This is a genomic window from Phenylobacterium sp. GW821-FHT12F10, assembly GCF_058806695.1.
In genome coordinates this window covers 1,601,927-1,626,769 of the sequence record NZ_JBXAPY010000001.1, presented here as the reverse complement: position 1 = coordinate 1,626,769, position 24,843 = coordinate 1,601,927, and the positions used below count along the sequence as shown (strand labels likewise).

General features: G+C 69.4%; 27 protein-coding genes. 11 read left to right on the top strand and 16 right to left on the bottom strand.

The features are described from left to right. Window positions 1-30: 30 nt before the first annotated feature. Window positions 31-426: a DoxX family protein gene (locus tag AC1RN5_RS08170; RefSeq protein WP_493040711.1), complete on the top strand. Its 396-nt coding sequence runs from the start codon at window positions 31-33 to the stop codon at window positions 424-426. A gap of 93 nt (window positions 427-519) precedes the next feature. Beyond that, window positions 520-1,755, top strand: a complete 1,236-nt coding sequence (locus AC1RN5_RS08165) for an acetyl-CoA C-acetyltransferase (RefSeq protein WP_493040710.1) — start codon at window positions 520-522, stop codon at window positions 1,753-1,755. Here the strand turns inward: AC1RN5_RS08165 and lpdA are convergent. The 10 genes from lpdA to eno all read right to left on the bottom strand — a co-directional run bounded on the left by lpdA (window position 1,752) and on the right by eno (window position 11,347). Next, window positions 1,752-3,161 carry a dihydrolipoyl dehydrogenase gene (gene lpdA / locus AC1RN5_RS08160; protein WP_493040709.1) on the bottom strand — a complete coding sequence of 470 codons (1,410 nt, stop codon included), beginning with the start codon at window positions 3,159-3,161 and terminating at the stop codon, window positions 1,752-1,754. The two genes, AC1RN5_RS08165 and lpdA, sit on opposite strands and share 4 nt — an antisense overlap. Then, a complete protein-coding gene (locus AC1RN5_RS08155; RefSeq protein WP_493040708.1) occupies window positions 3,161-3,637 on the bottom strand; it encodes a glutathione peroxidase in 477 nt (158 codons plus the stop codon). The genes lpdA and AC1RN5_RS08155 overlap by 1 nt, the downstream gene beginning before the upstream one ends. A gap of 9 nt (window positions 3,638-3,646) precedes the next feature. Then, complete coding sequence (locus tag AC1RN5_RS08150) at window positions 3,647-4,981, bottom strand: pyruvate dehydrogenase complex dihydrolipoamide acetyltransferase (RefSeq protein ID WP_493040707.1); 1,335 nt, start codon at window positions 4,979-4,981, stop codon at window positions 3,647-3,649. A 41-nt stretch (window positions 4,982-5,022) separates the two neighbouring features. Next, on the bottom strand, window positions 5,023-5,424 hold the full coding sequence (locus tag AC1RN5_RS08145) for a GFA family protein (protein ID WP_493040706.1): 402 nt from the start codon (window positions 5,422-5,424) through the stop codon (window positions 5,023-5,025). Further along, window positions 5,421-6,851, bottom strand: coding sequence for a pyruvate dehydrogenase complex E1 component subunit beta (locus AC1RN5_RS08140; RefSeq protein WP_493040705.1), 1,431 nt, complete (start codon window positions 6,849-6,851; stop codon window positions 5,421-5,423). Before AC1RN5_RS08140 ends, AC1RN5_RS08145 begins: the two co-directional genes overlap by 4 nt. Continuing rightward, the gene (gene pdhA, locus AC1RN5_RS08135) at window positions 6,848-7,909 is read right to left on the bottom strand and encodes a pyruvate dehydrogenase (acetyl-transferring) E1 component subunit alpha (protein ID WP_493040704.1); all 1,062 of its coding nucleotides are present in this window, start codon (window positions 7,907-7,909) and stop codon (window positions 6,848-6,850) included. The genes AC1RN5_RS08140 and pdhA overlap by 4 nt, the downstream gene beginning before the upstream one ends. 173 nt (window positions 7,910-8,082) lie before the next feature. Then, window positions 8,083-8,379 carry an FtsB family cell division protein gene (locus AC1RN5_RS08130; protein WP_421931473.1) on the bottom strand — a complete coding sequence of 99 codons (297 nt, stop codon included), beginning with the start codon at window positions 8,377-8,379 and terminating at the stop codon, window positions 8,083-8,085. A gap of 289 nt (window positions 8,380-8,668) precedes the next feature. Next, on the bottom strand, window positions 8,669-9,343 hold the full coding sequence (locus AC1RN5_RS08125) for a VIT1/CCC1 transporter family protein (RefSeq protein WP_493040703.1): 675 nt from the start codon (window positions 9,341-9,343) through the stop codon (window positions 8,669-8,671). 85 nt (window positions 9,344-9,428) lie between these two features. Next, window positions 9,429-9,983 (bottom strand): cytochrome b, encoded by a 555-nt coding sequence (locus AC1RN5_RS08120; RefSeq protein ID WP_493040702.1) that lies wholly within the window; start codon window positions 9,981-9,983, stop codon window positions 9,429-9,431. Window positions 9,984-10,066: 83 nt separating this feature from the next. Then, window positions 10,067-11,347: a phosphopyruvate hydratase gene (eno, locus tag AC1RN5_RS08115; RefSeq protein WP_493040701.1), complete on the bottom strand. Its 1,281-nt coding sequence runs from the start codon at window positions 11,345-11,347 to the stop codon at window positions 10,067-10,069. A gap of 172 nt (window positions 11,348-11,519) precedes the next feature. Between eno and AC1RN5_RS08110 the strand changes: the two genes are divergently transcribed. Further along, window positions 11,520-11,762 carry a hypothetical protein gene (locus AC1RN5_RS08110; RefSeq protein ID WP_493040700.1) on the top strand — a complete coding sequence of 81 codons (243 nt, stop codon included), beginning with the start codon at window positions 11,520-11,522 and terminating at the stop codon, window positions 11,760-11,762. Window positions 11,763-11,862: 100 nt separating this feature from the next. Here the strand turns inward: AC1RN5_RS08110 and rpmF are convergent, their stop codons facing one another. From rpmF to secG, 3 genes are all read right to left on the bottom strand, one after another. Then, on the bottom strand, window positions 11,863-12,045 hold the full coding sequence (rpmF, locus tag AC1RN5_RS08105; protein WP_304701635.1) for a 50S ribosomal protein L32: 183 nt from the start codon (window positions 12,043-12,045) through the stop codon (window positions 11,863-11,865). A 133-nt stretch (window positions 12,046-12,178) separates the two neighbouring features. Then, window positions 12,179-13,819, bottom strand: coding sequence for a CTP synthase (gene pyrG / locus AC1RN5_RS08100; protein ID WP_493040699.1), 1,641 nt, complete (start codon window positions 13,817-13,819; stop codon window positions 12,179-12,181). Window positions 13,820-13,967: 148 nt separating this feature from the next. After that, window positions 13,968-14,393, bottom strand: a complete 426-nt coding sequence (secG, locus tag AC1RN5_RS08095) for a preprotein translocase subunit SecG (protein ID WP_493040698.1) — start codon at window positions 14,391-14,393, stop codon at window positions 13,968-13,970. 113 nt (window positions 14,394-14,506) lie between these two features. Here secG and AC1RN5_RS08090 point away from each other — a divergent pair, with 113 nt between their 5' ends. Then, complete coding sequence (locus AC1RN5_RS08090) at window positions 14,507-15,022, top strand: GNAT family N-acetyltransferase (RefSeq protein WP_493040697.1); 516 nt, start codon at window positions 14,507-14,509, stop codon at window positions 15,020-15,022. A gap of 31 nt (window positions 15,023-15,053) precedes the next feature. Further along, window positions 15,054-15,464 (top strand): VOC family protein, encoded by a 411-nt coding sequence (locus tag AC1RN5_RS08085; protein WP_493040696.1) that lies wholly within the window; start codon window positions 15,054-15,056, stop codon window positions 15,462-15,464. A gap of 176 nt (window positions 15,465-15,640) precedes the next feature. Here the strand turns inward: AC1RN5_RS08085 and AC1RN5_RS08080 are convergent, their stop codons facing one another. Continuing rightward, the gene (locus tag AC1RN5_RS08080) at window positions 15,641-16,567 is read right to left on the bottom strand and encodes an oxygenase MpaB family protein (RefSeq protein ID WP_493040695.1); all 927 of its coding nucleotides are present in this window, start codon (window positions 16,565-16,567) and stop codon (window positions 15,641-15,643) included. Window positions 16,568-16,671: 104 nt separating this feature from the next. On the opposite strand from AC1RN5_RS08080, the gene AC1RN5_RS08075 reads away from it, so the two are divergent. After that, window positions 16,672-17,796, top strand: a complete 1,125-nt coding sequence (locus tag AC1RN5_RS08075; protein WP_493040694.1) for an esterase-like activity of phytase family protein — start codon at window positions 16,672-16,674, stop codon at window positions 17,794-17,796. Window positions 17,797-17,818: 22 nt separating this feature from the next. Here the strand turns inward: AC1RN5_RS08075 and tpiA are convergent, their stop codons facing one another. Next, the gene (tpiA, locus tag AC1RN5_RS08070) at window positions 17,819-18,562 is read right to left on the bottom strand and encodes a triose-phosphate isomerase (RefSeq protein ID WP_493040693.1); all 744 of its coding nucleotides are present in this window, start codon (window positions 18,560-18,562) and stop codon (window positions 17,819-17,821) included. Between the two features lie 137 nt (window positions 18,563-18,699). Here tpiA and AC1RN5_RS08065 point away from each other — a divergent pair, with 137 nt between their 5' ends. Both AC1RN5_RS08065 and trpE read left to right on the top strand, forming a co-directional pair. Next, complete coding sequence (locus AC1RN5_RS08065; protein WP_493040692.1) at window positions 18,700-20,631, top strand: peptidylprolyl isomerase; 1,932 nt, start codon at window positions 18,700-18,702, stop codon at window positions 20,629-20,631. Further along, on the top strand, window positions 20,628-22,160 hold the full coding sequence (trpE, locus tag AC1RN5_RS08060) for an anthranilate synthase component I (protein ID WP_493040691.1): 1,533 nt from the start codon (window positions 20,628-20,630) through the stop codon (window positions 22,158-22,160). Before AC1RN5_RS08065 ends, trpE begins: the two co-directional genes overlap by 4 nt. Window positions 22,161-22,169: 9 nt before the next feature. Here trpE and AC1RN5_RS08055 read toward each other — a convergent pair whose 3' ends face one another. Further along, window positions 22,170-22,370 carry a hypothetical protein gene (locus AC1RN5_RS08055; protein WP_304699897.1) on the bottom strand — a complete coding sequence of 67 codons (201 nt, stop codon included), beginning with the start codon at window positions 22,368-22,370 and terminating at the stop codon, window positions 22,170-22,172. Between the two features lie 80 nt (window positions 22,371-22,450). Here AC1RN5_RS08055 and AC1RN5_RS08050 point away from each other — a divergent pair, with 80 nt between their 5' ends. Genes AC1RN5_RS08050 through trpC form a run of 3 tightly spaced genes read left to right on the top strand, consistent with a single transcriptional unit; the run spans window position 22,451 to window position 24,842 of the window. Beyond that, window positions 22,451-23,041: an anthranilate synthase component II gene (locus AC1RN5_RS08050; protein ID WP_493040690.1), complete on the top strand. Its 591-nt coding sequence runs from the start codon at window positions 22,451-22,453 to the stop codon at window positions 23,039-23,041. Continuing rightward, a complete protein-coding gene (gene trpD, locus AC1RN5_RS08045) occupies window positions 23,041-24,057 on the top strand; it encodes an anthranilate phosphoribosyltransferase (RefSeq protein ID WP_493040689.1) in 1,017 nt (338 codons plus the stop codon). Before AC1RN5_RS08050 ends, trpD begins: the two co-directional genes overlap by 1 nt. Continuing rightward, entirely contained in the window at window positions 24,054-24,842 is a 789-nt protein-coding gene (gene trpC / locus AC1RN5_RS08040) for an indole-3-glycerol phosphate synthase TrpC (protein WP_493040688.1), read from the top strand. Before trpD ends, trpC begins: the two co-directional genes overlap by 4 nt. Window position 24,843 lies beyond the last annotated feature (1 nt).

Below are 24,843 nucleotides of genomic sequence, written 5' to 3'. Positions count from 1 at the left end.
CAAGCGCCCGGAAGGCGTGTGGAGGAAGCCATGCCGAACCTCGACGTCTGGGCGCCGCGCGTCCTGAGTCTGCTGCGCATTGTCGCCGCCCTGCTCTTCATGGAGCACGGGCTGATGAAGATCTTCCACTTCCCGGCGGCCCAGCCCGGCGCGCCCGATCCCCTGCCCACCCTGCTGCTGGTGGCGGCCTGGCTGGAGATCGGCGGCGGCGCCCTCCTGGCGCTCGGTCTGTTCACCCGGCCGGTGGCCTTCATCCTGTCGGGTCAGATGGCTGTGGCCTATTTCATGGCCCACGCCCCGGCGGGCTTCTACCCCGCCCTGAACGGCGGCGAGGCCGCGGTGCTCTACTGCTTCACCTTCCTCTACCTGGCGGTGGCCGGCGGCGGGGAATGGAGCATCGACGCCCTGGTGCGCAAGAAGCCCTGACGAAATCGGCGCTTGGCTGCCGTGGGGTCGCCGGGTCCATGGTCGCCCCTCGATCGGCGCTTGCGCGCAAACTGAGCTTGAGAGGACCACCCCATGACCGAGGCCTGGATCATCGACGTCGCCCGCACCCCCCGTGGCGTGGGCAAGCCTGAGAAGGGCGCGCTGTCAGGCGTCCATCCGCAACGCATCCTGTCCACGGTGCTGAAGGCCCTGGCGGAGCGCAACAACCTCAACACCGCCGACATCGACGACGTCATCGCCGGCTGCGGCACCCAGTTCGGCAAGCAGGGCTCCTGCATCGCCCGCATGGCGGCCCTCGACGCCGGCTACGCCAACGAGGCGGCCGGCATGTCGCTCGACCGCTTCTGCGGCTCGGGCCTGACGGCGGTGAACCTGGCGGCCATGGGCGTGATGTCCGGGGCGCAGGATCTCGTGGTCGCCGGCGGCGTGGAATCCATGTCCTACGGCTCCACCCTCAAGCGCCCCGTCGGCCCCACCCTGGACTCGGGCAACACCCACCTGCGCAGCATCCATCCGCAGCCGCACCAAGGCGTCTGCGGCGACGTGGTGGCGACCCTGGAGGGCATCACCCGCGAGGACGTCGATGCCCTCGCCCTGGAAAGCCAGCGCCGAGCCGCACACGCCATCGCGAACGGCTATTTCGATCGTAGCCTGGTCACCGTCTACAATGACGACGGCAGCGTCGCGCTGGACCGCGAGGAATATCCCCGGCCCAGCACGACCGCCGAGGGATTGGCGTCCCTGAAGGCGGCCTTCGCCGCCCTCTACGATGTGCCCCTGGACGAGGAAGGCCTCTCCTTCCGCCGCCTGGTGGAAGCCACCTATCCCGACCTGAAGATCAACCACGTCCACCATGCGGGCAACTCGTCGGGTGTGGTCGACGGCGCCGGCGCCGTGGTCATCGCCTCGCCGGAATACGCCCGGGCCCATGGCCTGAAGCCCCGCGCGCGGATCCGTTCGGTCTCCACCGCGGGCGATTCGCCCGAGCTGATGTTGAACGCCCCCGGCCCGGCGGCCCGCAAGGCCCTGGCCAAGGCCGGCATGACCATGAAGGACATCCAACTCGTCGAGATCAACGAGGCCTTCGCCGTGGTGCCGATCAAGTTCATGCGCGACCTGAACGTCGATCCCGCCATCGTCAACGTCAACGGCGGCGCCATCGCGCTGGGTCACCCCATCGGGGCGACGGGGGCCATGATCCTGGGCACCCTGCTGGACGAGATGGAGCGCCGCGACCTGTCGGTCGGCATGGCCACCCTGTGCGCCGCCGGCGGCATGGCCCCGGCGGCGATCATCGAGCGGATCTAGATATGTAGGACCCGACCATAGGCGTCGAGCGAGGCCTCATGCATGGCCTCGCTCATCGTCGGGTGGGGGAAGACGGTGGCGATCAGCTCGGCCTCTGTGGCCTCGAGCGTCATGGCCAGGGCGAAGCCCTGGATCATCTCGGTGACCTCGCCGCCGATCAGGTGGGCGCCCAGCAGGGCGCCGGTCTTCTCGTCGAAGATGGTCTTCACGAAACCCTCGGTCTCGCCCGAGGCGATGGCCTTGCCGTTCACCCGGAACGGGAAGCGGCCGACCTTGACCGCGATCCCCTTTTCCTTGGCCTGGGCCTCGGTGATCCCCACCGAGGCGATCTGCGGGGTGGAATAGGTGCAGCCGGGGATGGGGGCGTTGAGGTTGGCCGGGGCGAGGCCGGCGATGTGCTCGACGCAGTGGACGCCCTCGTGGCTCGCCTTGTGGGCGAGCCAGGGGGGACCGGCGACATCGCCGATGGCGAACAGGCCGGGCACGCCGGTGGCGCCGTGGGCGTCGGTGACCAGGTGGGTGCGGTCGATCTTCGCGCCCAGGGCTTCGAGGCCGAGATCCTCGACATTTCCGACGATGCCCACGGCGACGATGGCGACTTCGGCCTCGAGGGTTTCGGAGGTCTGGCCGGTTGATGCAGTGATCCTGACACCCCCCGATTTCGGCTTTTCGAGGCCCTGGACCTGGGCGCCGACGCGGAATTTGATGCCGCGTTTTTCGAAGGCTTTGCGGGCGGTTGTGGAGATTTCCTCATCTTCCACGGGAAGGATTCGGGGCAGGGCTTCAATGACCGTCACCTCGGCGCCGAGGGCGCGGTAGAAGCTGGCGAACTCGATGCCGATGGCGCCCGAGCCGATGACGATGACGGACTTGGGGGCGGCCTTGGGGGCCATGGCCTCGCGATAGGTCCAGACCCGGTCGCCGTCCGGCTCCAGCCCCACGGCGGGGATGGTGCGGGCGCGGGCGCCGGTGGCCAGGATGACGTTCTTGGCGGTGAGGGTGCGCGAGCCGCCGGCCTTCAGGGCCACGACCACCTTGGGGGCGGGCGAGCCCTTCTCGAGCCGGGCGGTCCCCTCCACCACCTCGATCTTGTGCTTCTTCATCAGGAAGGCGACGCCGGAATTGAGCTGGGCGGCGACCTTGCGCGAGCGCTTGATGATGCCGGCGAAATCGAAGGAGGCCTTCTCCACCTTGATGCCGTAGTCGGCGAGGTGGGAGAGGTTCTCATAGGCCTCGCCCGACTTCAGCAGGGCCTTGGTGGGGATGCAGCCCCAGTTGAGGCAGATGCCGCCCAGGGCCTCGCGCTCGATGATGGCGGTCTTCAGACCAAGCTGGCTGGCGCGGATGGCGGTGACATAGCCGCCGGGGCCCGAGCCGATGACGATGAGATCGAAGGAGTCGGCCATCAGAGCAGGGCCTCGATGGCGCTTTCCAGCGACTTGGGGGTCACGGTGGGGGCGAAGCGGTCAACCACCTCCCCCTTCCGGTCGACGAGGAACTTGGTGAAGTTCCACTTCACGTTGGAGGTGCCCAGCACGCCCTTCTTCTGCGTCTTCAGGTAGGCGTAGAGCGGGTGGGTCTGGGGCCCGTTGACGTCGATCTTGCGCATCATCGGGAAGTCCACCTCGTAGGTCAGCGAACAGAAGTTGGCGATTTCGTCGGCGTTCCCGGGCTCCTGCGCGCCGAACTGGTTGCAGGGGAAGCCCAGGACCACCAGGCCGCGGTCCCTGTACTTGAGGTACAGATCCTCCAGCCCCTCGTACTGCGGGGTGAAGCCGCACTTGCTGGCGGTGTTGACGATCAGGACCACCTTGTCGCGATAGGCCGAGAGCGGCGCAGCCTTGCCGTCGAGTGTCTCGGCGCTGAAGTCGTAGATGCTCATGCGCCGCTCCTAGGCGATCATCGTGATGGGATCTTCGATCAGCACCTTGAAGGCCTGCAGCCAGCGGGCGCCGATGGCCCCGTCGACGACCCGGTGATCGCAGGTGAGCGTCACGGTCATGACGGTGGCGACGGCCAGCTGACCGTTCTTCACGACCGGCCGCTGTTCGCCAGCCCCCACCGAGAGGATGGCGCCCTGGGGTTCGTTGATGATCGAGGCGAAGGCCTTGATCCCGAACATGCCGAGGTTGGAGACCGAGAAGGTGCCGCCCTGGAACTCCTCGGGCTTCAGCTTGCGGGTCCGCGCCCGGGCCGCCAGGTCCTTGGCCTCGGTGGCGATGGCCGCCAGGCCCTTGGTCTCGGCCGCGCGGATGATCGGGGTGATCAGGCCGCCGTCGATGGCCACGGCCATGGCGATGTCGGCGTGGTGGTGCAGGGCGATCCCCTCCGGCGAATAGGAGGCGTTGGCTTCGGGCACCTGTTTCAGGGCGATGGCGGCGGCCTTGATCACCAGGTCGTTCACGCTGACCTTCACCCCCTGCTTCTCCAGCATGGCGTTGATCTTGGCGCGGCCGGCCAGGAGGGCGTCGATCTCCAGGTCGAGGGTGAGCGGGAAGTGCGGCACGTCGCGGAAGCTGTCGGTCAGGCGGCGGGCGACGGTTCTGCGCATGCCGTCCAGGGGCACAAGGTCGTAGGAGCCGTCCGGTATGCCCATCTGGGCCAGGCTGAGCACCTGACGGGGAGCGCTCGCGGCGCCGGAGGCGGCGGCGGCAGGCGCCTTGGCCGCGCCTGGGGTCGCGCCCTCGACATCGCGCTTGATGATGCGGCCGTGGGGGCCGGAGCCCTTCACGGCGGACAGGTCGAGGTTCTTCTGGGCGGCGATGCGCCGGGCCAGGGGCGAGGCGAAGATGCGGGCGCCGTCAGAGGTTTGGGCGGGCTGGCCCCCTCCACCGCTTCGCGGTCCCCCTCCCCCAGAGGGGGAGGATCTTGGCGCAGCGCTTTCCGCTGGGGCCGGCGCCAGATGCTCCCCTTTTGGGGGAGCTGGCGCAGCCGCAGGCTGCGACTGAGGGGGACTTTGACTGGCAGCGGGCGACGCCGCCTCCCCCTCGCCCGAAAGCCGCGCGATGGGGGCGTTGACCTTGACGTTCTCCGTGCCCTCGGGGACCAGGATCGCGTCCACGACACCCTCGTCGACGGCCTCCACCTCCATGGTGGCCTTGTCGGTCTCGATCTCGGCGATGACGTCGCCGGACTTCACCACGTCGCCCTTCTTCACGTGCCACTTGGCAAGCGTCCCCTCCTCCATGGTGGGCGACAGCGCGGGCATCAGGATGTCGATGGGCATGGGTCAGGCGCTCGGGCGGAGGTGGGGGACGCGGGGGCGGGTCATGAGGGCTCCAGCGACAGATGGGCCAACTGGTCGGCGTTGGCCTCCCAGTTCTGGCCGTCGAAGGCGGTGAGGTCGAGCCTGGCGGCCTCGTCCAGGCAGCGGGCGTTGACCGACCAACCGTCGGGGTTGGAGCGCGGGCGGTAGAAGCTCTTGATGCCGCATTCGGCGCAGAACAGGTGCTTGGCCACGCGGGTGTTGAAGGTGTACTCGGCCAGCCGCTCCATGCCCCTGGTCACGCGGAAGCGGCTCTCGGGCACGATGATGTGGATGAAGCCCGACTTGGCGCACATCGAGCAGTTGCAGCTCTGGGCCTCGACGACCTCGGGCAAGGCCACCTCGAACCGCACGCCGCCGCAGTGGCAGCCACCCGCACGCCAGGTGAAGCCGTCCCCGCTCATCGGTAGGTGACCGCCTTCACCGCCTTCACGATCTTGTCGACCGAGGGCAGGGAAAGCGCCTCCAGATTGGCCGCATAGGGCATGGGCACGTCTTCCTGATGGACCCGGGCCGGCGGGGCGTCGAGATAGTCGAAGGCGTGCTCCAGCACCCGCGCGATCACCTCGGCGCCGACGCCCATGGGGCCCCAGCCCTCCTCGACCGTGACCAGGCGATTGGTCTTCTTGACGCTTTCGACGACCGTCTCGTGATCGAGCGGGCGCAGGGTGCGCAGGTCGATGACCTCGGCCTCGATCCCCTCGCCCGCCAGACGCTCGGCGGCCTCCAGGGCCATCCCGACGGCGCGGGAGTGGGCGGTGATGGTGACGTCGGTCCCTTCGCGGCGGACCTTGGCCTTGCCGATCGGCACGACCCAGTCCCCCTCGGGCACGTCGAACTCGACCCCGTAGAGCATCTCGTGCTCCAGGAAGACCACGGGATTGGGGTCGCGGATGGCGGCCTTGAGCAGGCCCTTGGCGTCGGCGGCGTCATAGGGCGCCACGACCTTCAGGCCCGGCACCTGGGCGTACCAGGCCGAGTAGTCCTGGCTGTGCTGGGCGCCGACCCGGGCGGCGGCGCCGTTGGGCCCGCGGAACACGACCGAGCATTTGATCTGGCCGCCGGACATGTAGAGCGTCTTGGCCGCCGAGTTGATGATGTGGTCGATGGCCTGCATGGCGAAGTTGAAGGTCATGAACTCGATGATCGGCTTCAGACCCGCCATGGCGGCGCCGACGCCGAGGCCGGCGAAGCCGTGCTCGGTGATCGGGGTGTCGATGACCCGGCGGTCGCCGAACTCCTCCAGCAGGCCGCGGGAGACCTTGTAGGCTCCCTGGTACTGGGCGACCTCCTCCCCCATCAGGAAGACGGACTCGTCGCGGCGCATCTCCTCGGCCATGGCGTCGCGCAGGGCGTCGCGCAGGGTGGTCTTGACCAGCTTCACGCCCTCGGGGAGCTCCGGATCGCGCAGGGTGGGTTTGGGGTCTGCCTCGAGAGTCTGGGGCGGCTGGCCCCCTCCACCGCTTCGCGGTCCCCCTCCCCCAGGGGGGGAGGATCCTGGCTCGGCGGTGGCGGCCGGCGGAGCGTCAAGATGCTCCCCCTCTGGGGGAGCTGGCGCAGCCGCAGGCTGCGACTGAGGGGGTGTGGCCCCGGCCTCCCCCGACAGGCGGGCGATGGGGGTGTTGACCTTGACCTCCTCGGTCCCTTCCGGAACCAGGATCGCCTCGACCACGCCCTCGTCGACGGCCTCGACCTCCATGGTGGCCTTGTCGGTCTCGATCTCGGCGATGACGTCGCCGGAGCGGACGGAGTCGCCGACCTTCACGTGCCACTTGGCCAGCGTGCCCTCCTCCATGGTGGGGGACAGGGCGGGCATCAGGACGTCCGTCACTGGGCGGCCTCCAGATAGACGTCGGTATAGAGCTCGGAGAGCTCCGGCTCGGGCGAGGTGCGGGCGAACTCGGCGGCGTCGGCGACGATGCGCTTGACCTCCGCGTCGATGGCCTTCAGCGCGGCCTCGTCGGCCCAGCCCTTCTGCTCAAGCAATTCCTGAAGATGATCGATGGGATCGCGGGTTTTCCTCACCTCGTCGACCTCCTCCCGCGTGCGGTACTTGGCCGGGTCGCTCATGGAGTGGCCGCGGTAGCGGTAGGTCTTCATCTCCAGGATGTAGGGGCCTTCGCCGGAGCGCGCGTGCTCGGCGGCCTTCCGCGCGGCGGCCTGCACGGCCAGGACATCCATGCCGTCCACCTCCTCGCCCGGAATCCGGAAGGAGGCGCCGCGCTTGTAGAGGTGGGTCTCGGAGGACGACCGCTCGATGGAGGTGCCCATGGCGTACTGGTTGTTCTCGATCACATAGACGACCGGGAGCTTCCAGATCGTGGCCATGTTGAAGCTCTCATAGACCTGGCCCTGGTTGGCCGCACCGTCGCCGAAATAGGTGAAGGCGACCTTCTTGTTGGCCTTGTACTTGTTGGCCAGCGCCAGTCCCGTGCCGAGGCTGACCTGGGCGCCGACGATGCCATGGCCGCCGTAGAAGTCGGCCTCGGTCGAGAACATATGCATCGACCCGCCCTTGCCCTTGGAGGACCCGGTGAAGCGGCCGGTGAGCTCGGCCATGACCTCCTTGGGATCCATGCCGCAGGCCAGCATGTGGCCGTGGTCGCGGTAGCCGGTGATCACCTGATCGCCCGGCTGCTTGATGGACTGCACGCCGACGGCGATGGCTTCCTGGCCGATATAGAGATGGCAGAAGCCGCCGATCAGCCCCATGCCGTAGAGCTGGCCCGCCCGCTCCTCGAAGCGGCGGATCAGCAGCATGTCGCGATAGAATTTGAGCAAGGTCTCCTGGGTCACCGGACCCTCCGCCGCGCCCCCGGCGCCCTCGGTTGTGACACCGGTGTCATTCTTCTTCCGCTTGGAAGTCGAGCTTGCCTGCCCGCGCGCCATTCGTTTCTCCGTGGAGTTCGCCACTGGGGCCTCGTTCCCGAGTCAGTCGTCCTGTGGAGCGTCATCGCTTCAGGGTCGAAGCTATAACGCTCCAAACCTTCTGTAGAGCGCGATGAAGGCCGGAGACCTGTGCGTGGTCATGGCCGTCGTGCTCTAGAACGAACGAATCCGCCCTACGGCTTCACCCGGATCACATAGTCTCTCGGGTCGGCGAAACCTAGCAGGGAACGAGCCCGCTCTTCCAGCAGATCGGCCGAAAGACTGGTGTCGCGCAAAAGGCGGGCGCGGGCCTCGAGGTCCTGCCTCTCGATGCGCACCTTGTTCAGCTCGGCGATCTTGGCGGCCAGGGTGGCGTCGCGCAGATCCGACGACAGCAGGCCGCGATCGCCCGTGAAGGCGTGGAACCCGAAATAGAAGATCAGGAAGGCCAGGGCGGCGGTCGGCAGATAGGGGCGAATTCGTGCGAGCACTGGCTTGGAATCAAACGCGTTTCAGGACCCGGTCAGGGTGACGCTTCATGTTTAATATTGCGTTGCGGTCAAGCTTGAGGCCGCGGGGCCAAGGGTCGCATCGGATTGGGGATAATCGGGGCGGTCCTGAGCCCTGGCCGCCCTCCGCCAAATTGGCGTCATCCCAGACGCGGCGAAGCGGAGAGCCGGGCCCCAGGGGCCGCGCGCATGGCCCCTGGGTCCCGGACCGGCCTGACGGCCCTCCGGGATGACGGAATTGTCTTGGCAAGCCTGCGCGCTGTTGAGCCTCCTAGGCCGCGACGCCGAACACCGCTCCGACGCCGGCCGTCAGGGCCATGGCCATGGCGCCCCAGAAGGTCACCCGGGCCACCGCCTTCCAGATGGGGGCCCCGCCGGCCCGTGCGCCCACCCCGCCCAGCAGGGCCAGGAAGGCGATGGAGGCCGCCGAGACCGCCGGCACGAGCGCCGGAAGCGGCGTGACGATCGCCAGGACCAGCGGCAGGGCCGCCCCGGCCGAGAAGGTGAGCGCCGAGGTGATGGCCGCCTGCACCGGCTTGGCCGTGGTCATCTCGGAAATGCCGAGCTCGTCGCGGGCGTGGGCGCCCAGGGCGTCCTTGGCCATCAGTTGCCGGGCGACCTCGCGCGCGAGCCCGGGTTCGACCCCACGCTCGGCGTAGATCCCCGCCAGCTCCGCCAGTTCGAGCTCCGGCTGGGTGGCCAGTTCGCCCTTCTCCCGGGCCAGGTCGGCCCGCTCGGTGTCGGACTGCGAACTGACCGAGACATATTCGCCGGCGGCCATGGACATGGCGCCGGCCACCAGGCCGGCCACCCCGGCCACCAGGATCTCGCTGCGCCCCTGGGCGGCGGCGGCGACGCCGACGATCAGGCTGGCGGTGGAGACGATGCCGTCATTGGCGCCCAGGACCGCGGCCCGCAGCCACCCGACCCGCTCGATGAGGTGCATTTCGCGGTGAGATCGAACCATGCTGACCCTTTGGGGCTGAGGCGCCGGCCTGGCCGGGGCGAAGGATGCCGGGGCGAGGTTAGCCCTATCCGGCGCGCTTGACCCAGAGGATCCGCTGCAGGGTCCCGTCGCGGTCGATCACCAGGTGCTTCAGGGCGCCGGCCACGTGCAGGACGATCAGGGGCCAGAACAGCTTGCTGGCCGCCCCGTGCACCTCCTCGGCGGCTTCGTGCAGCCAGCCCACTCGCACGGGGAACGGGCTGGGGATGGCGAAGAGATCGAAGACCTGGATCGGCCGGGCGACCGACCAGACCGCCAGCGGCCCGGTGACCAGCAACACCGCGATCATCAGCAGGAACAGGACCTGCACCGCCATGGCGGCCCGATGCAGCCAGACATTGTGCTCCAGGGGCCGGGGATGGGGCTGGGAGACGCTCCACAGCAGGCGGGCGGCCAGGAAGGTGAAGAGCAGGACCGCGACCGAGACGTGCAAGTTCTGGGCGGCGATCTTGGCGGCCCGGTCCGGCGCCTCCTCCATCTGCTCCCCCAGCAGGTAGAGGGCGGTGACACCGACCGCGCTGATCCAGTGGAGGGCGATGGCCGCCCAGCCATAGGCGGCGCGGGTGTTGCGAAGGGACATGGCGGGACTCCGGTTTTCCCGTCCGCCATGCCCCATGGACTCGCGCGCCGCCTTGACCGGCGTCAATGGCGACGCTTGAGGCCCTAGCGGCCCTTGAGGGCGGCGCGGCCGAGATAGACCGCCTGGTCGCCCAGCTCTTCCTCGATGCGCAGGAGCTGGTTGTACTTGGCGGTGCGGTCGGAGCGGGCCAGGGAGCCGGTCTTGATCTGCCCGCAGTTGGCGGCGACGGAGAGGTCGGCGATGGTGGAGTCCTCGGTCTCGCCGGAGCGGTGGCTCATCACCGAGGTGTAGCCGGCGCGGTGGGCCATCTCCACGGCGTCAAGAGTCTCCGACAAGGTGCCGATCTGGTTGACCTTCACCAGGATCGAGTTGGCCAGGCCCTTCTCGATGCCCATGGCCAAACGCTTGGGGTTGGTGACGAAGAGGTCGTCGCCCACCAGCTGGACCTTGGCGCCCAGCTTGTCGGTGAGCAGCTTCCAGCCCTCGAAGTCGTCCTCGCCGCAGCCGTCCTCGATGGTGACGATGGGGAACTGGGCGACGAGGCCGGCCAGGTAGTCGACCATGCCGGACGGGTCGAGGGTCTTGCCCTCCCCGGTCATCTCGTACTTGCCGTTCTTGAAGAACTCGGTGGAGGCGACGTCCAGGCCCAGCACGAAGTCGCGGCCGGCCTTGTAGCCGGCGGCCTCGCCGGACTTGACGATGAAGGCCAGCGCCTCCTCGGCCGTGGCGATGTTGGGGGCGAAGCCGCCCTCGTCGCCGACATTGGTGTTGTGGCCGGCGGCCTTGAGCGCGCTCTTCAGGCCGTGGAAGATCTCGGCGCCCATGCGCAGGCCCTCGGCGAAGGTGGCCGCCCCTGTGGGCAGGATCATGAATTCCTGGATGTCGATCGGGTTGTCGGCGTGGGCGCCGCCATTGATGATGTTCATCATCGGCACCGGCAGGACGCGGGCCGAGACCCCGCCGACATACTTGTAGAGCGGCAGGTCGGCGGCGGTGGCGGCGGCCTTGGCGACGGCCAGGCTGACGCCCAGGATGGCGTTGGCGCCCAGGCGCGACTTGTTGGGGGTGCCGTCCAGCTCGATCAGCAGGGTGTCGAGGCGGCGCTGGTCCTCGGCCTCGAAGCCGGAGAGGGCGTCGTAGATCTCGCCGTTGACGGCGTCGACCGCCTGCAGGACGCCCTTGCCGCCGTAGCGGCTCTTGTCGCCGTCGCGCTTCTCCACCGCCTCGTGGGCGCCCGTGGAGGCGCCCGACGGCACGGCGGCGCGGCCGATGGAGCCGTCCTCCAGCACCACGTCCACCTCGACCGTCGGGTTGCCGCGGCTGTCGAGGATTTCGCGGGCGGTGATGTCGACGATCTCGGTCATGGCGTTCCCCGGGTGGGCATTGAGAAAAGGCGCGCGACCCTTAGCCAGCTTCGGGCCGCGGGGCAAATCCTGTGGGGGTTCGCCGGGCGGACGGCGGCCTAAAATTCGCCAGTACCCCGCCCGGGGCGACCGGCGCACCGTCACCGTGGGGGACACATATCCGGAGACCCAGATGACACCGAAGACCCAGCTGAACATCGCCGGCTTCGCCGCCGCCATGGCCCTTGGGGCCCTGATCGGGCGCGCTACGGCGGCCCAGCCGCAGATGGAGGCGGCGCTGGACGCCCTGCAGGGCGCGCGCGCGCACCTGATCGCCGCCAACAACGACAAGGGCGGCCACCGCGCGGCGGCGATTCGCGCCACCGACGCGGCCATCGCCGAAACCCGGGCGGGCATGCGCTACGCCGGCTATTGAGCGCCCAAGGCAAAGCCACCCGCCGCGGAGCCCGCAGCGGGTGGCTTTTCGATCTTCAAGCTGGAAGACGCCGCGCGCCCGTCAGGGCGGCGAGGAAGCGCTAGTCTTCCTTCGGCGTGATGACCTGGCGGCCCTTGTACATGCCGGTCTTCAGGTCGACGTGGTGCGGGCGCTTCAGTTCGCCGGTTTCCTTGTCCTCGACATAGGAATTGGCGCCCAGGGCGTCGTGGCTGCGGCGCATGTTGCGACGCGAGGGGGAAGTTTTGCGTTTCGGAACGGCCATGGGAGAATCTCTCAGGCGTGGAAATGGAAGCGGCGGCCCGGGGCCGCCGACGTGAGCGCGGGTGTATGACGCAAACCCCGCGTCGTTTCAAGCGCCGAAGGCGTCGAGATGCAGATCGCGTGCATCCCCCGCCCTAGACCAGCCGCGAGCGGTCGCGGGCGGCCCCGATGAAGCTGGCGAACAGGGGGTGGGGCTCGAAGGGTCGGCTCTTCAGCTCGGGGTGGAACTGGACGCCGATGAACCAGGGGTGGTCGGTCCGCTCGCAGATTTCCGGCAGGACGCCGTCGGGCGAGAGGCCCGAGAAGGCCAGGCCGGTCTGCTCGATGCGGTCGCGGTAGTCGATATTGACCTCGTAGCGGTGCCTGTGGCGCTCGCTGATGGTCAGGCCGCCATAGATCTCCGAAACCTTGGAGCCGGGGGTCAGGACCGCCTCGTAGGCCCCCAGGCGCATGGTGCCGCCGAGATCGTCGCCCTCCTTGCGGACCTGGCGCTCATTGCCCTTGGTCCACTCGGTCATCAGGCCCACCACGGGTTCGGTGGTGGGGCCGAACTCGGTGGAGGAGGCCTCGCCGATGCCGGCCAGGTTCCGGGCCGCCTCGATCATGGCCATCTGCATGCCGAAGCAGACGCCGAAATAGGGGATCATGTGCTCGCGGGCGAACTGGACGGCGCGGATCATGCCCTCCGAGCCGCGCTCGCCGAAGGCGCCGGGGACCAGGACGCCGTGGACGTCGGTGAGGCGCTGGGCGATCAGCCCCTCCTCCCGCTCGAAGGCCTCGCCCTCGATCCAGTCGAACCGGACCCGCACGTTCTGGGCGACGCCGCCGTGGATCAGGGCCTCCACCAGGGATTTGTAGGCGTCGGTGAGGCCGGTGTACTTGCCGACGATGGCGATGTTCACCTCGCCGTCCGGATTGGTCAGGCTGGCGGAGATGGCCTTCCAGCGGGTCAGGTCCGGGGCGGGCGCCGACTCGGCCATGCCGAAGACGTCGAGGACCTCCCGGTCCAGGCCCTGCTCGTGATAGTCCAGCGGCACGTGATAGATGTTGGCGCTGTCCATGGCCTGGATGACGGCGCTTTCCCGGACGTTGCAGAACAGGCCGATCTTGCGGCGTTCGCCCTGGGGGATCGGCATCTCGCAGCGGCAGAGCAGGATGTCGGGCTGGATGCCGATGGACCGCAGCTCCTTGACGGAGTGCTGGGTCGGCTTGGTCTTCATCTCGCCGGCGGTCTTGATGTAGGGCAGCAGGGTCAGGTGGATGTAGCAGGCGTGGCCGCGGGGCAGCTCCTGGCCCAGCTGGCGGATGGCCTCGAAGAACGGCAGGCCCTCGATGTCGCCCACCGTGCCGCCGATCTCCACCAGCACGAAGTCGACGCCCTCCCCCGGATCCGACAGCACGAACTCGCGGATCTGGTCGGTGACGTGGGGGATCACCTGGACGGTGGCGCCGTTGTAGTCGCCGCGCCGCTCCTTCTCGATGATGGTCTTGTAGATCTGGCCGGTGGTGATGTTGTCGGCCTTGGTGGCGTTCACCCCGGTGAAGCGCTCGTAGTGGCCCAGGTCCAGGTCGGTCTCGGCGCCGTCGTCGGTCACGAAGACCTCGCCGTGCTGATAGGGGCTCATCGTCCCCGGATCGACGTTGAGATAGGGGTCGAGCTTGCGAAGGCGGACCTTGTAGCCCCGAGCCTGCAGGAGCGCGCCGAGCGCCGCGGAGGCCAGACCCTTCCCCAAGGAGGAGACCACGCCGCCGGTGATGAAAATGTACCGCGTCATGGGCGTTCAGATTAGCCGTGATTCGCAGCGCGCGCGCTGTGGTGATTCGTGAAACTTGCTTGCGGGCGCAAACGCCGCACCTCGCCCCACCCATGGGGGATCACGCCGCGTGCGCGGCGCCGACGCCAGACCGACCATGGCGATCGGATCAGGGCTTGGCGGGGGCGGGGGCGGCCGGGGTCGTCCCCTCCGCCTCGCCGGTGAAGGGATTGCGGACCTGCGGGGTCGGGGCGCTCAGGGGCGCCGGCGCCGCGCTGGGGCTCTCCGGCTGCGGCTGCGGGGCCCGGTTCAGCTTGTTGGGGTCGATGGATTCGACCTTCATGCGGTCGACGACGGACTCCGCCGCGCCCTGCCGGCCCGACAGCAGGGTGAGCGCCAGGCTGAGGACGAAGAAGGTGGAGCCCAGGATCCAGGTGACGCGGGTCAGCAGGTCGCCGGCGCCGCGCGCGCTCATGAAACCGGTCGGTCCGCCGCCCATGCCGAGCGCCCCACCTTCCGAGCGCTGCATCAGCACCACGACGATGAGGCAGACGCAGACGATGATGTGGATGGTGAGAAGGATGCCAAGCAGCATGTGTACGTCCGATAGCCTCGGCCGAAGGAGCGGAGCCGAAATGAAGCGCGCGCTCTACCACTGAGATGCGCGCAAGGCCATAGCTAGGGCGTCGCACGTCGCGGGCAAGACCAATGATTCTCGAAACCGAACGCCTGAACCTCCGCCCTCTCGAGGTCTCCGACGCCGATCTGCTGTTCCCCCTGATGAACGACGCCGAGGTCATGGCCCACTGGGACGTGCCCGAAATCGACGATCCCGACCTGGTCCGCGCCATCGTCGCCGGTCAGGTGGAGGACATGGCGGAGGGACGGGCGCTCTACTGGGCCATGCGCACCCTGCAGGGAGACGAGTTCCTGGGCTGCTGCGACCTGTCGGACATCGACCGCTGGCACAAGCGCGCCGAGGTCGGCTTCATGCTGGGGCGCGGCGCCTGGGGGCAAGGCTACGCGGTGGAGGCCATGCGGGCGGTGATCGCCTACGCCGCCTCCACGGGCCTGCGGCGGCTGACCGCGCGCACCCACCTGGGCAACCGGCGCTCCGACGCCCTGCTGGAGAAGCTGGGCTTCAAGGAAGAGGGCCTGCTGCGCGGCCACGTCCTGCGCGACGGCGATCGCCGCGACTGCCGGCTGTTCGGGCTGCTGCTCTAGCCTGCCGACCTGGAGGAACTATCTGAGACCCATGACCGACCATCCGCTTCAACTCGCCGGCTTCGACCACATCGTCCTGCGCATCAAGGACAAGGCGGCGATGATCGCCTTCTATACCGATGTCCTGGGATGTTCCGTGGACTGGGACCGTCCGGAACTGGGCCTGACCCACCTGCGGGCCGGGGCCAGCCTCATCGACCTGGTGACGGTCGACGGGAAGCTGGGCGCCCTGGGCGGCGCGGCGCCGGGTCAGGAGGGCCGCAACCTCGACCACTTCTGCCTGACGGTGAAGGGCTTCGACGACGCCGTCATCCGCGCCCATCTGGCCGCCCACGGCGTGGCCATCAGCGAGGAGGGCCAGCGCTACGGCGCCCATGGCGACGGGCTGTCGATCTACCTGCAGGACCCCGAGGGGAACACGGTGGAGCTGAAGGGGCCGTGAGACGATAGCTTCCCCCATTCATGGGGGAAGTGGGCCGACAGCCTCTTGGCTGGAGGGTCGATGGGGGTGCGTGTCTGAAGCGCAGTGCGTTGGAGATTCTCACCCCCATCGTCACGCGTCTTGGCTGCGCCAAGCCTTGTGACACTTCCCCCACATGCGTGGGGGAAGCAGGCAGGTTAGGCGCTTTCCGGGATGACACCTTGGGTGGGTGTGGCGCGTTGCGCCAACAGGCGCTTCTGCTCGGCGGGGCTGCGATAGAGGAAGTTCTCCGGCAGGCCCAGGCGCTTGCTGGCCTGGCACGGCGCGGAATCGCGGACCGGGATGCGGTCGGCCAGCTTGCCGGCGATCTTCAGGGCCAGGCGGTCGGCGGCGGTCAGGTCATATTCCGGGCCGAGCGCCAGCTTCTCGCGCACGATGGGCGGCAGCAGGGAGACCGAGGCGCGGGCCAGGGCCCGGTGCAGGAACTTGGGCAGGCCCGGCGCGGCCTGGCCCGACTGGATGATGGCCAGGAACTCCTCGACGATGGGGTGCGGCTCGAAGCGATGAGCAAGCTTGTCCATCATGCCCAGGAAGTCGGCGGTCGATTTCGGCGAATACTGCACGCCGTAGAGCCGGGCGATCGGCCCGCCCTCCTCGTAGAAGCGGGCCTTGTCGGCCTCCGAGACCGGCGAGACGAACCGGTCATAGGCGTTGAGGAAGCCATAGGCCGCCGTGGCGCTGACCCAGTCCAGAAGCTCGGTGTCCAGGGCCTTGTAGGCCTCGCCCGTGGGCGTCGCGCCCTTGACCCGGGCGTGCATGTTGGAGACGCCCTGGATCACCCGGCGCGCGGCGCTCTGCGGGCCGTAGACCCCCACCATGGCCGCGACGCCGGTGCGCTTGGAGCGGCCGATGGGGTCGGCCTTGTAGGTGGAATGGTCCCAGACCCCGGAGCGGATGCGGGCGTCGGCGAACTCCAGCAGCACCGCGGCGACCCCGCCGACGGCGAGCGCGATGGGGTTCTTGTAGACCCGCCAGTGCACCGAACCGGGATGCAGATAGGCCGCCTCCCCCACGGGCTGGCTGTAGTCGATCTTCCAGCCGAGATAGGAGGTCATTTCGGTCATGGTCGAACTCCGGTGTGGCGACGCGCTGCGATCCGGAGGATCGTCGCGATGCGCAGGCGCGGTTCAAGCTATCGAATCCGACAGGCCGCTTCGGAAGGACTTGCATGGCGCCGCCGCGCTTCGTGGTTGAACAGCTGGCCTGGCAGGATCGTCCGCTGGGCGAGCTGGCCCTGCCTGACCGGGTGCTGCGCGCCACCCTGGGACTGGGCTCGGGCCTGACGCGGCGGCCCGGCGATCGACCCGGACGTCTATGGGCGCTGGGAGACCGAGGGCCCAACCTGAAGGTGGGCCAGGCCCAGGATATCTATGGCGTGAAGGGGCTCGACCACCTGCGCGACGCGCCGGGCGCCAAGATCCTGCCGATGCCCGAGTTCGGGCCGAGCCTGTCGGAGCTGCAGATCACGGGAAACCGGGTCGAGTGGCTGAGGACATTGCCGCTGCGGGCGGCCTCGGGGGCGCCGATCACCGGCCTGCCCCTGCCCGGCGGCGACGCCGCGGGGATGGAGCCGCTGTTCGACCTGGATGGCCGCCCCCTGGGGGCCGATCCGAACGGCGCCGACAGCGAGGCGGTCGTGGCCTTGACCGATGGCTCGTTCTGGGTGGCGGAGGAATACGGGCCGTCGCTGATGAAGGTGCGGGCCGATGGCGTGGTGGAGCTGCGCTGGACGCCGGAGGGGCTGGTTGTGGCCGGCGGGCGGGACATTCTGCCGTCCATGGCGAGCCGCCGGCGGTTCAACCGCGGGTTCGAGGGCCTGGCGGTGTCGCAGGACGAGACTCGGCTCTATGCCGGGTTCCAGAGCGCCTTCGAGGGCGACGACGCCGGAGCCGCGCGGATATGGACCCTGGACGCGGTGTCCGGCGCGCTCCTGGCCGAGCACAGCTATCCCCTCGATCCGCCGGAGAGCTTCCTGAGGGACGTCGCGGCGGGGCCGGTGGAGGTCAGCGACCTGAAGATCGGTGAGCTGCTGTGCGTCGGGCCCGGCCGGCTGCTGGTGCTGGAGCGCATCACCCGCACCAGCAAGATCTACGCGGTCGACCTGACCGGCGCCGGGGCGCTCGAGAAGGCGCTGATCTTCACCAGCGACGAGGCTCCGCAGGTCGCCCCGGACCTTGAGGGCATGATCGCGCTGTCGGACCACGAACTCCTGCTGGTGAACGACAACGACTTCGGCATCGAGGGCGTGGAGACGCGCTTCTTCCGGGTTCGGTTCGACCGGGCGGTGATTTAGCTGGACCGGGGCCGCCTCAGCCTCAGACCGCGCCGATGATTCCCAGGAAGTCGGCGGCCTTCAGCGAAGCGCCGCCCACCAGGGCGCCGCCCACTTCGTCGGCGTGGAGGATCTCGGCGGCGTTGGAGGGCTTCACCGAGCCGCCGTAGAGGATGGCCACCGTCGCGCCGTGGGGACCGAACACCTCCGTCAGGGTGGCGCGGATGGCGCGGTGGACCTCGACGATCTCCTCGGTGGAGGGGGTGAGGCCCGTGCCGATGGCCCAGACGGGCTCGTAGGCCACGCAGAAGGCCTTGCCGGCCAGGTCCGCGGGCAGAGAGCCCCTCACCTGCCCGGTGACGACCTCCAGGGCCTTGCCGGCCTTGCGCTGCTCCAGGGTCTCGCCGACGCAGACGATGGGTTCGAGGCCGGCGGCCAGGGCCGCCACGGTCTTGGCGGCCACCAGGGCGTCGGTCTCGCCATAGCCGCTGCGGCGCTCGGAGTGGCCCAGGATCACCAGCTCCGCGCCGGCGTCGGCCAGCATGCTGGCGGCGATGTCGCCGGTATAGGCGCCGGCGGCCTCGGCGCGGCAGTCCTGGCCGCCCACCAGCACATTGGTGGCCTTCAGAGCGTTCGCCATCCGGGAAACCAGGGTGGCCGGCGGGCAGATGGCGACGCGGGCCTTGGTCGATCCGAGGCCGGCGGCGGTGGCCAGCGCCTCGCCCAGGGACGCGGAATCCCCGTTCATCTTCCAGTTTCCGGCGATCAGGGGGGTGGGGGCGGTCATCAAGGCCTCGCTTTTGTCGTGTTCCCTGGGCGAGTAAGGCGCCTTGTGTTTTCTGTCACGCGCTTGCGGGGGCCAAGCGGCCTCCACTATACCGCCCGTTCCGATGCTCGCCCCGCGGGGCCAGGAAGACCGCCCACATGCTCGCCGCCGTCCGCACCTTCGCCAAATCCTGGGTCGCCGCTGTTCTGATCGGCCTGCTGATCGTCAGCTTCGCCATCTTCGGCATTCATGACGTCTTCAAGGGCGGGGTCTCCAACTCCGTGGTGACGGCCGGGTCCCGCAAGGTTTCGGCCACCGACTTCAAGCGGGAGTTCGACAATTTCCGCAAAGGCGCCGAGCAGCAGGTGGGCCAGCCGATCACCAACGAGGTGGCCGCCGCCAACGGCCTGGACACCCGGGTGCTGAACGACGTGGCCAACCGCGAGGCCTTCGGCGAGATGCTGTGGAAGATCGGGGTGCGGCCCTCCGACGTGCTGATCACCCGCGAGCTGCAGAAGATCCCGGCCTTCTTCGACCAGGTCTCCGGCCGCTTCGACAAGGCCCTCTACGCCCAGCGCCTGAGCGAGAACGGCCTGACCCCCCCGGCCTTCGAGATGATCATGCGCGACCAGATCGCCGAGGCGCACCTGGCCTCGGCCTTCGCCAACGGCCTGCGGGTGCCGCGGGCCTACACCGCGCTGGGCGCCATCTACGGGCTGGAAAGCCGCGACGTCGGCTACTTCACCGTCGATCCGCGCACCGTGGCCCCGCCGCCCCTGCCCACCGACGCCCAGCTCACCACCCTGATGCAGGAGAACGCCGCGGCCCTGACGCGTCCGGAATTCCGCGTCCTCACCGTGGTCCGCTTCAGCCCCTCCATGGTCGGCGCCGACCTGCCGATCGATCCCGCCGAGCTGCAGAAGCGCTTCGAATACCGCCGCGACACCCTCTCCAAGCCCGAGACCCGCAGCCTGATCCAGATTCCGGTGAAGGACGCCGCCGCGGCCCAGGCCGTGGCCGCCCGCCTGGCCAAGGGCGAGGCGCCGGCCGCCATCGCCAAGTCCCTGGGGGTCGACGCCATCACCTATGCCGACAAACCGCGCACGGCGATCGCCGACCCCAAGGTCGGGGAAGCCGCCTTCCGCCTGCCGGTCGGCCAGATCGCCCCGGTGAAGGGCGACCTCGGCTTCGCGGTGATCGCGGTCAGCAAGATCACGCCTGGCCAGGCCGTCACCCTCGACCAGATCCGCCCGCAACTGGAGGCCGAGCTGCGCAAGGACGCCGCCGCCGAGAAGGTCTACGCCATGAGCCAGGCCTATTCGGACGCCCATGACAGCGGCGCCAACCTGGCCGAATCCGCCAAGAAGGCCAATGTGCCGGTCCTGACCATCGGCCCGGTGTCCGAACAGGGCGGCAGCCCGCAGGGCCAGCCGGTGCCCGGCGTGAACGAGAAGCTGCTGAAGACCGCCTTCAGCCTGCCCCAGGGCGGCGAGAGCGAGGTCGAGGAGGCCGGCCAGGGCGAGTACTACGCCGTCCGCGTCGACAAGATCATCCCCAAGGCCATGCCGCCGCTCGCCGAGGTCAAGCCGCAGCTGACCCGCGTCTGGATGATGCGCGAGATGGTCAAGCGCCTGCAGGCCAAGGCCGACGAGCTGGCCGCGCGGGTGCGCAAGGGCGAGAGCCTGGAGGCCGTCGCCGCCACGGTGGGCGGCCAGGTGGGCCGCGCCACCGGCATCGACCGCCAGAACGCCGGCCAGAACAAGATCCTGTCCCGCGACGCCCTGATCAAGGCCTTCAACGCCAAGTCCGGCGAGGTGTTCACCGCCGAGGCCACCACCTTCGGCCTGATCGTCGGCAAGCTGGAGGCGGTCCGCGCCCCCACGGGCCCGACCCTGGCCCGCATCACCGAGGAAAGCCGTCCCCAGATGACCGAGGGGACCTTCCGCGAGATCCAGGAGGACGCCCGCAAGGCCGCGCGGTCCCTGGTGAAGGTGAAGACCTATCCCAACAATGCGCGCATCGCGCTGGGCCTCGAACCCCTCGAGCCCAAGAAGGACGCCAAGGCGGCCAAGACGGAGACGGCGAAGTGACGATCGAACCTGCGTTTGCGGACTTTGAGCAGAAATATGCCCAGGGCGCGCCGCAGGTGGTCTGGACCCGTCTGATCGACGACCTCGAGACCCCGGTCTCGGCCTATCTGAAGATCGCCCACGGCCGGCCCTACGCCTTCCTGTTCGAAAGCGTGGAGGGCGGCGCCTGGAGGGGCCGCTACTCCGTGATCGCCATGAAGCCCGACCTCGTCTGGCGGTGCCGGGGCGACGTGGCGGAGATCGCGCAGGGGCCCGGCATCGCGGCCGGCCAATTCGTGACCCAGACGGGCGGGGCGCTGGATTCGCTGCGCGACCTGGTGGCCGCATCGCGGCTCGACCTGCCCGCGGGCCTGCCGCCGATGTCGGCGGGCGTGTTCGGGGCCATCGGCTACGACATGATCCGGCTGGTGGAGAAGCTGCCCAACGTCAATCCCGACCCCCTGGACCTGCCCGACGGCCTGATGATCCGGCCCTCCATCGTGGCCATCTTCGACGCCATCGCCCAGGAGATCATCCTGGTGACGACCGTGCGGCCCGACGGGCTGTCGGCGCGAGCGGCCTTCGACGCCGCCCAGGCGCGGCTGGAAGGGGTGATGGACGACTTCCGCAAGCCCGCCCCGCAACTCGTCGGCAATGGCGTGGCCGAGCCTGACGCCTTCACCACTCCGGTCAGCCGCGAGGACTACCGGGCCATCGTGGAGCGGGCCAAGGACTACATCCGCGCCGGCGACATCTTCCAGGTGGTGCCAAGCCACCGGTTCCGCGCGCCGTTCAGCCGCGATCCCTTCGCCCTCTACCGGTCGCTGCGGCGGATGAACCCCTCGCCCTTCCTGTTCTATCTGAACTTCGGGGACTTCCAGCTCGTGGGCTCGTCGCCGGAGATTCTGGTGCGCCTGCGCGACGGCAAGATCACCATCCGCCCCCTGGCCGGCACGCGGCCCCGCGGCGCGACGCCCGAAGAGGACCGCGCCCTGGAGGCCGAACTGATCGCCGATCCCAAGGAGCGGGCCGAGCACCTGATGCTGCTGGACCTGGGCCGCAACGACGTGGGCCGGGTGGCGATGCTCAACAAGCCCGGCGCCAACGAGCCCCCCAAGCCCTCCAAGGGCGCCCACGTGCGGGTGACGGCCAGCTTCTTCGTGGAGCGCTACAGCCACGTCATGCACCTGGTCTCCAATGTCGAGGGCGACGCGCCGGAGGGGCTGGACCCCGTGGACGTGCTGATGGCCGCCCTGCCCGCCGGCACGCTGTCGGGCGCCCCCAAGGTGCGGGCCATGCAGATCATCGACGAGTTGGAGCTGGAGAAGCGCGGCATCGCCTTCGCCGGCGCGGTCGGCTATTTCGGCGCGGACGGCTCCGTGGACACCTGCATCGTGCTGCGCACCGCCTGCATCAAGGACGGACAGGTCTATACCCAGGCCGGTGGCGGGGTGGTGGTCGATAGCGATCCCGACGCCGAGTACGACGAGACCCTGCACAAGGCCCGCGCGGTCCGCCGGGCGACCGAGGAAAGCTGGCGCTTCGTCTAGCCGAGGCGCCTAGCGGTCGCCCTGCACGACGTGCTGGGTGATCACCGGCGGCGCCAGGATCATGGCGGTAGCCAGGGTCAGGGCGGTGGAGGCGGCGAAGGCCGCGGCGCAGAGCACCGGCCACATCGATTCCTTGGCCGCCGGCGTCGCCAGCAACAGGCGGGCGCGGGCGATCTGGTCGGCGTCGAGGACGGAATCAGCGGGCGGCATGGCCACAGCCTCCGCTCAACTTGCACCCGGCGCAATGCGCGGACTTGGCGCAGGAGCGCCTACAGCCTAGATGGACGATCATGATCCTGGTCATCGATAACTACGACAGCTTCACCTACAACCTCGTCCACTATCTAAACGAGCTGGGGGCGGAGACGCTCGTCTATCGCAATGACGCGCTGACGGTTCCCGAGGCCCTGGGGTTGAAGCCGGACGGCATCCTCCTGTCGCCGGGCCCCTGCACCCCCAACGAGGCCGGCATCTGCCTGGGTCTGATCACCGGCGCGCCGCAGGATCTGCCGATCCTGGGGGTCTGCCTGGGCCATCAGGCCATCGGCCAGGCCTTCGGCGGCCAGGTGGTGCGCGCCAAGGCGATCATGCACGGCAAGACCAGCCCCATCCACCACACCGGCAAGGGGGTGTTCGCCGGCCTGCCCAACCCCTTCACCGCCACCCGCTATCACAGCCTGTCGGTGGCCAAGGAGACGATGCCCGAGGTCCTGGAGGTCACCGCCTGGACCGACGACGGCGAGGTCATGGGCTTCCAGCACAGGACCCGGCCGATCCACGGGGTGCAGTTCCACCCGGAATCCATCGCCACCGAGGGCGGCCACCAGCTGCTGGCCAACTTCCTCGACCTGGCCGGCGCGCCGCGGACCGTCCCGGCCTGATGTCCGACGCCTTCAAGCCTCTGCTGGGCCTGCTGGCCGACGGCGCGACCCTGTCGGAGGAGGACGCCGGCGCCTTCTTCGCCGCCTGCCTGCGCGGCGAGCCGACCCCGGCCCAGGTGGCCGCCGCCATCACCGCCATGCGCCTGCGCGGCGAGACCGTCGGCGAGATCACCGCCTGCGCCCGGGCCATGCGCCGCGCCGCCGTGACCCTGGATCATCCGCACGACGTCATCGACGTCTGCGGCACCGGCGGGGACGGCCTGCACACCCTCAACATCTCCACCGCCGTGGGCTTCGTGGTCGCCGGTGGGGGCCTGAAGGTGGCCAAGCACGGCAACCGGGCGCTGTCCTCGCGCTCCGGCGCCGCCGACGTGCTGGCCGAGCTGGGGGTCGATATCTCGGCCTCCACCGAGCGCCAGCTGCAGGCCCTGGACGAGGCCGGCATCTGCTTCATGTTCGCCCAGGCCCATCACGGCGCCATGCGCCACGTCTCGCCGATCCGGGCCGAGCTGGGGTTCAGAACCCTGTTCAACCTGTTGGGACCCCTGACGAATCCGGCCGGCGCCAAGCGCCAGGTCATGGGGGTCTTCGCCGAACGCTGGGTCGAGCCCCTGGCCCGCGTCCTGGGCGCGCTCGGGACCGAACGCGCCTGGGTGGTGCACGGCGGCGGGATGGACGAGATGACCACCACGGGCGAGACGGTCGTGGCCGAATGGCGCGAGGGTCAGTCGCGGCTGTTCACCGTGACGCCCGAGGCCGTGGGCCTGAAGCGGGCGGCCCTGGCCGACCTGACCGGGGGCACGCCGGCCGAGAACGCCGTGGCCCTGCGCGCCCTGCTGGACGGCGAGACCGGGGCCTATCGCGACATCGTGCTGCTCAACGCCGCCGCCGCCTTCCTGGTGGGGGAGAAGGTGGAGACCCTGCGCGACGGGATCGACCTGGCGCGCGCCGTCATCGACGACGGGCGGGCCAGGCGCGCCCTGGAGCAGCTCGTGGCCATCACGAGCGCCCCGTGAGCGACATCCTTTCCAAGATCGCCGCCTACAAGCGTGACGAGGTCGCCGAGCGGAAGACCCTGCGCACCGTGGCCGAGGTCGAGGCCGCCGCGGCCCAGGCCTCCGCGCCGCGGGGCTTCCGCGCCGCCCTGGAACGCGCCCACGCGCCGGGGCGCCTGGCCCTGATCGCCGAGATCAAGAAGGCCTCGCCGTCCAAGGGGCTGATCCGCGCCGACTTCGACCCGCCGGCCCTGGCGCGGGCCTATGAGGCCGGCGGCGCGGCCTGCCTCTCGGTGCTGACCGATGGTCCGAGCTTCCAGGGCGCCGACGGCTTCCTGACCGCCGCGCGGGACGCCTGCGCCCTGCCCTGCCTGCGCAAGGAGTTCCTGGTGGACCCCTGGCAGGTGGCCGAATCCCGGGCGCTCGGGGCCGACGCCATCCTGGTGATCCTGGCCATGGTGGATGATTCCGTCGCCTCCGCCCTGATGGCCGAAGCCGCCCGATTCGGCATGGACGCCCTGGTGGAGGTCCACGACGAGGCCGAGATGGCCCGGGCCGGGGCGCTCGGCGCCACCCTCGTGGGGGTCAACAACCGCGACCTGCGCAGCTTCGAGATCGACCTGGCCATCACCGAGCGTCTGGCGGCCCTGGCGCCCGCAAACGCCTTGCTGGTCACGGAAAGCGGCATCTTCACCCCCGCCGACGCCGCCCGCCTGGAGCGGTCCGGCGCTCGCGCCATGCTGGTGGGGGAAAGCCTGATGCGTCAGGCCGACGTGGCCGCCGCGGCGAGGGCCCTGCTGGCCTAGC

Bases quoted from the DNA above. Each gene is read 5' to 3' on its own strand.
- AC1RN5_RS08155 (WP_493040708.1), bottom strand. From the start codon at position 3,637: ATGAGCATCTACGACTTCAGCGCCGAGACACTCGACGGCAAGGCTGCG.
- AC1RN5_RS08110 (WP_493040700.1), top strand. From the start codon at position 11,520: ATGACACCGAAGACCCAGCTGAACATCGCCGGCTTCGCCGCCGCCATG.
- rpmF (WP_304701635.1), bottom strand. From the start codon at position 12,045: ATGGCCGTTCCGAAACGCAAAACTTCCCCCTCGCGTCGCAACATGCGC.
- AC1RN5_RS08075 (WP_493040694.1), top strand. From the start codon at position 16,672: ATGGCGCCGCCGCGCTTCGTGGTTGAACAGCTGGCCTGGCAGGATCGT.
- AC1RN5_RS08090 (WP_493040697.1), top strand. From the start codon at position 14,507: ATGATTCTCGAAACCGAACGCCTGAACCTCCGCCCTCTCGAGGTCTCC.
- tpiA (WP_493040693.1), bottom strand. From the start codon at position 18,562: ATGACCGCCCCCACCCCCCTGATCGCCGGAAACTGGAAGATGAACGGG.
- pyrG (WP_493040699.1), bottom strand. From the start codon at position 13,819: ATGACGCGGTACATTTTCATCACCGGCGGCGTGGTCTCCTCCTTGGGG.
- AC1RN5_RS08080 (WP_493040695.1), bottom strand. From the start codon at position 16,567: ATGACCGAAATGACCTCCTATCTCGGCTGGAAGATCGACTACAGCCAG.
- AC1RN5_RS08055 (WP_304699897.1), bottom strand. From the start codon at position 22,370: ATGCCGCCCGCTGATTCCGTCCTCGACGCCGACCAGATCGCCCGCGCC.
- pdhA (WP_493040704.1), bottom strand. From the start codon at position 7,909: ATGGCGCGCGGGCAGGCAAGCTCGACTTCCAAGCGGAAGAAGAATGAC.
- lpdA (WP_493040709.1), bottom strand. From the start codon at position 3,161: ATGGCCGACTCCTTCGATCTCATCGTCATCGGCTCGGGCCCCGGCGGC.
- AC1RN5_RS08145 (WP_493040706.1), bottom strand. From the start codon at position 5,424: ATGAGCGGGGACGGCTTCACCTGGCGTGCGGGTGGCTGCCACTGCGGC.
- AC1RN5_RS08125 (WP_493040703.1), bottom strand. From the start codon at position 9,343: ATGCACCTCATCGAGCGGGTCGGGTGGCTGCGGGCCGCGGTCCTGGGC.
- eno (WP_493040701.1), bottom strand. From the start codon at position 11,347: ATGACCGAGATCGTCGACATCACCGCCCGCGAAATCCTCGACAGCCGC.
- trpD (WP_493040689.1), top strand. From the start codon at position 23,041: ATGTCCGACGCCTTCAAGCCTCTGCTGGGCCTGCTGGCCGACGGCGCG.
- secG (WP_493040698.1), bottom strand. From the start codon at position 14,393: ATGCTGCTTGGCATCCTTCTCACCATCCACATCATCGTCTGCGTCTGC.
- AC1RN5_RS08085 (WP_493040696.1), top strand. From the start codon at position 15,054: ATGACCGACCATCCGCTTCAACTCGCCGGCTTCGACCACATCGTCCTG.
- AC1RN5_RS08170 (WP_493040711.1), top strand. From the start codon at position 31: ATGCCGAACCTCGACGTCTGGGCGCCGCGCGTCCTGAGTCTGCTGCGC.
- AC1RN5_RS08065 (WP_493040692.1), top strand. From the start codon at position 18,700: ATGCTCGCCGCCGTCCGCACCTTCGCCAAATCCTGGGTCGCCGCTGTT.
- AC1RN5_RS08150 (WP_493040707.1), bottom strand. From the start codon at position 4,981: ATGCCCATCGACATCCTGATGCCCGCGCTGTCGCCCACCATGGAGGAG.
- AC1RN5_RS08050 (WP_493040690.1), top strand. From the start codon at position 22,451: ATGATCCTGGTCATCGATAACTACGACAGCTTCACCTACAACCTCGTC.
- AC1RN5_RS08120 (WP_493040702.1), bottom strand. From the start codon at position 9,983: ATGTCCCTTCGCAACACCCGCGCCGCCTATGGCTGGGCGGCCATCGCC.
- AC1RN5_RS08165 (WP_493040710.1), top strand. From the start codon at position 520: ATGACCGAGGCCTGGATCATCGACGTCGCCCGCACCCCCCGTGGCGTG.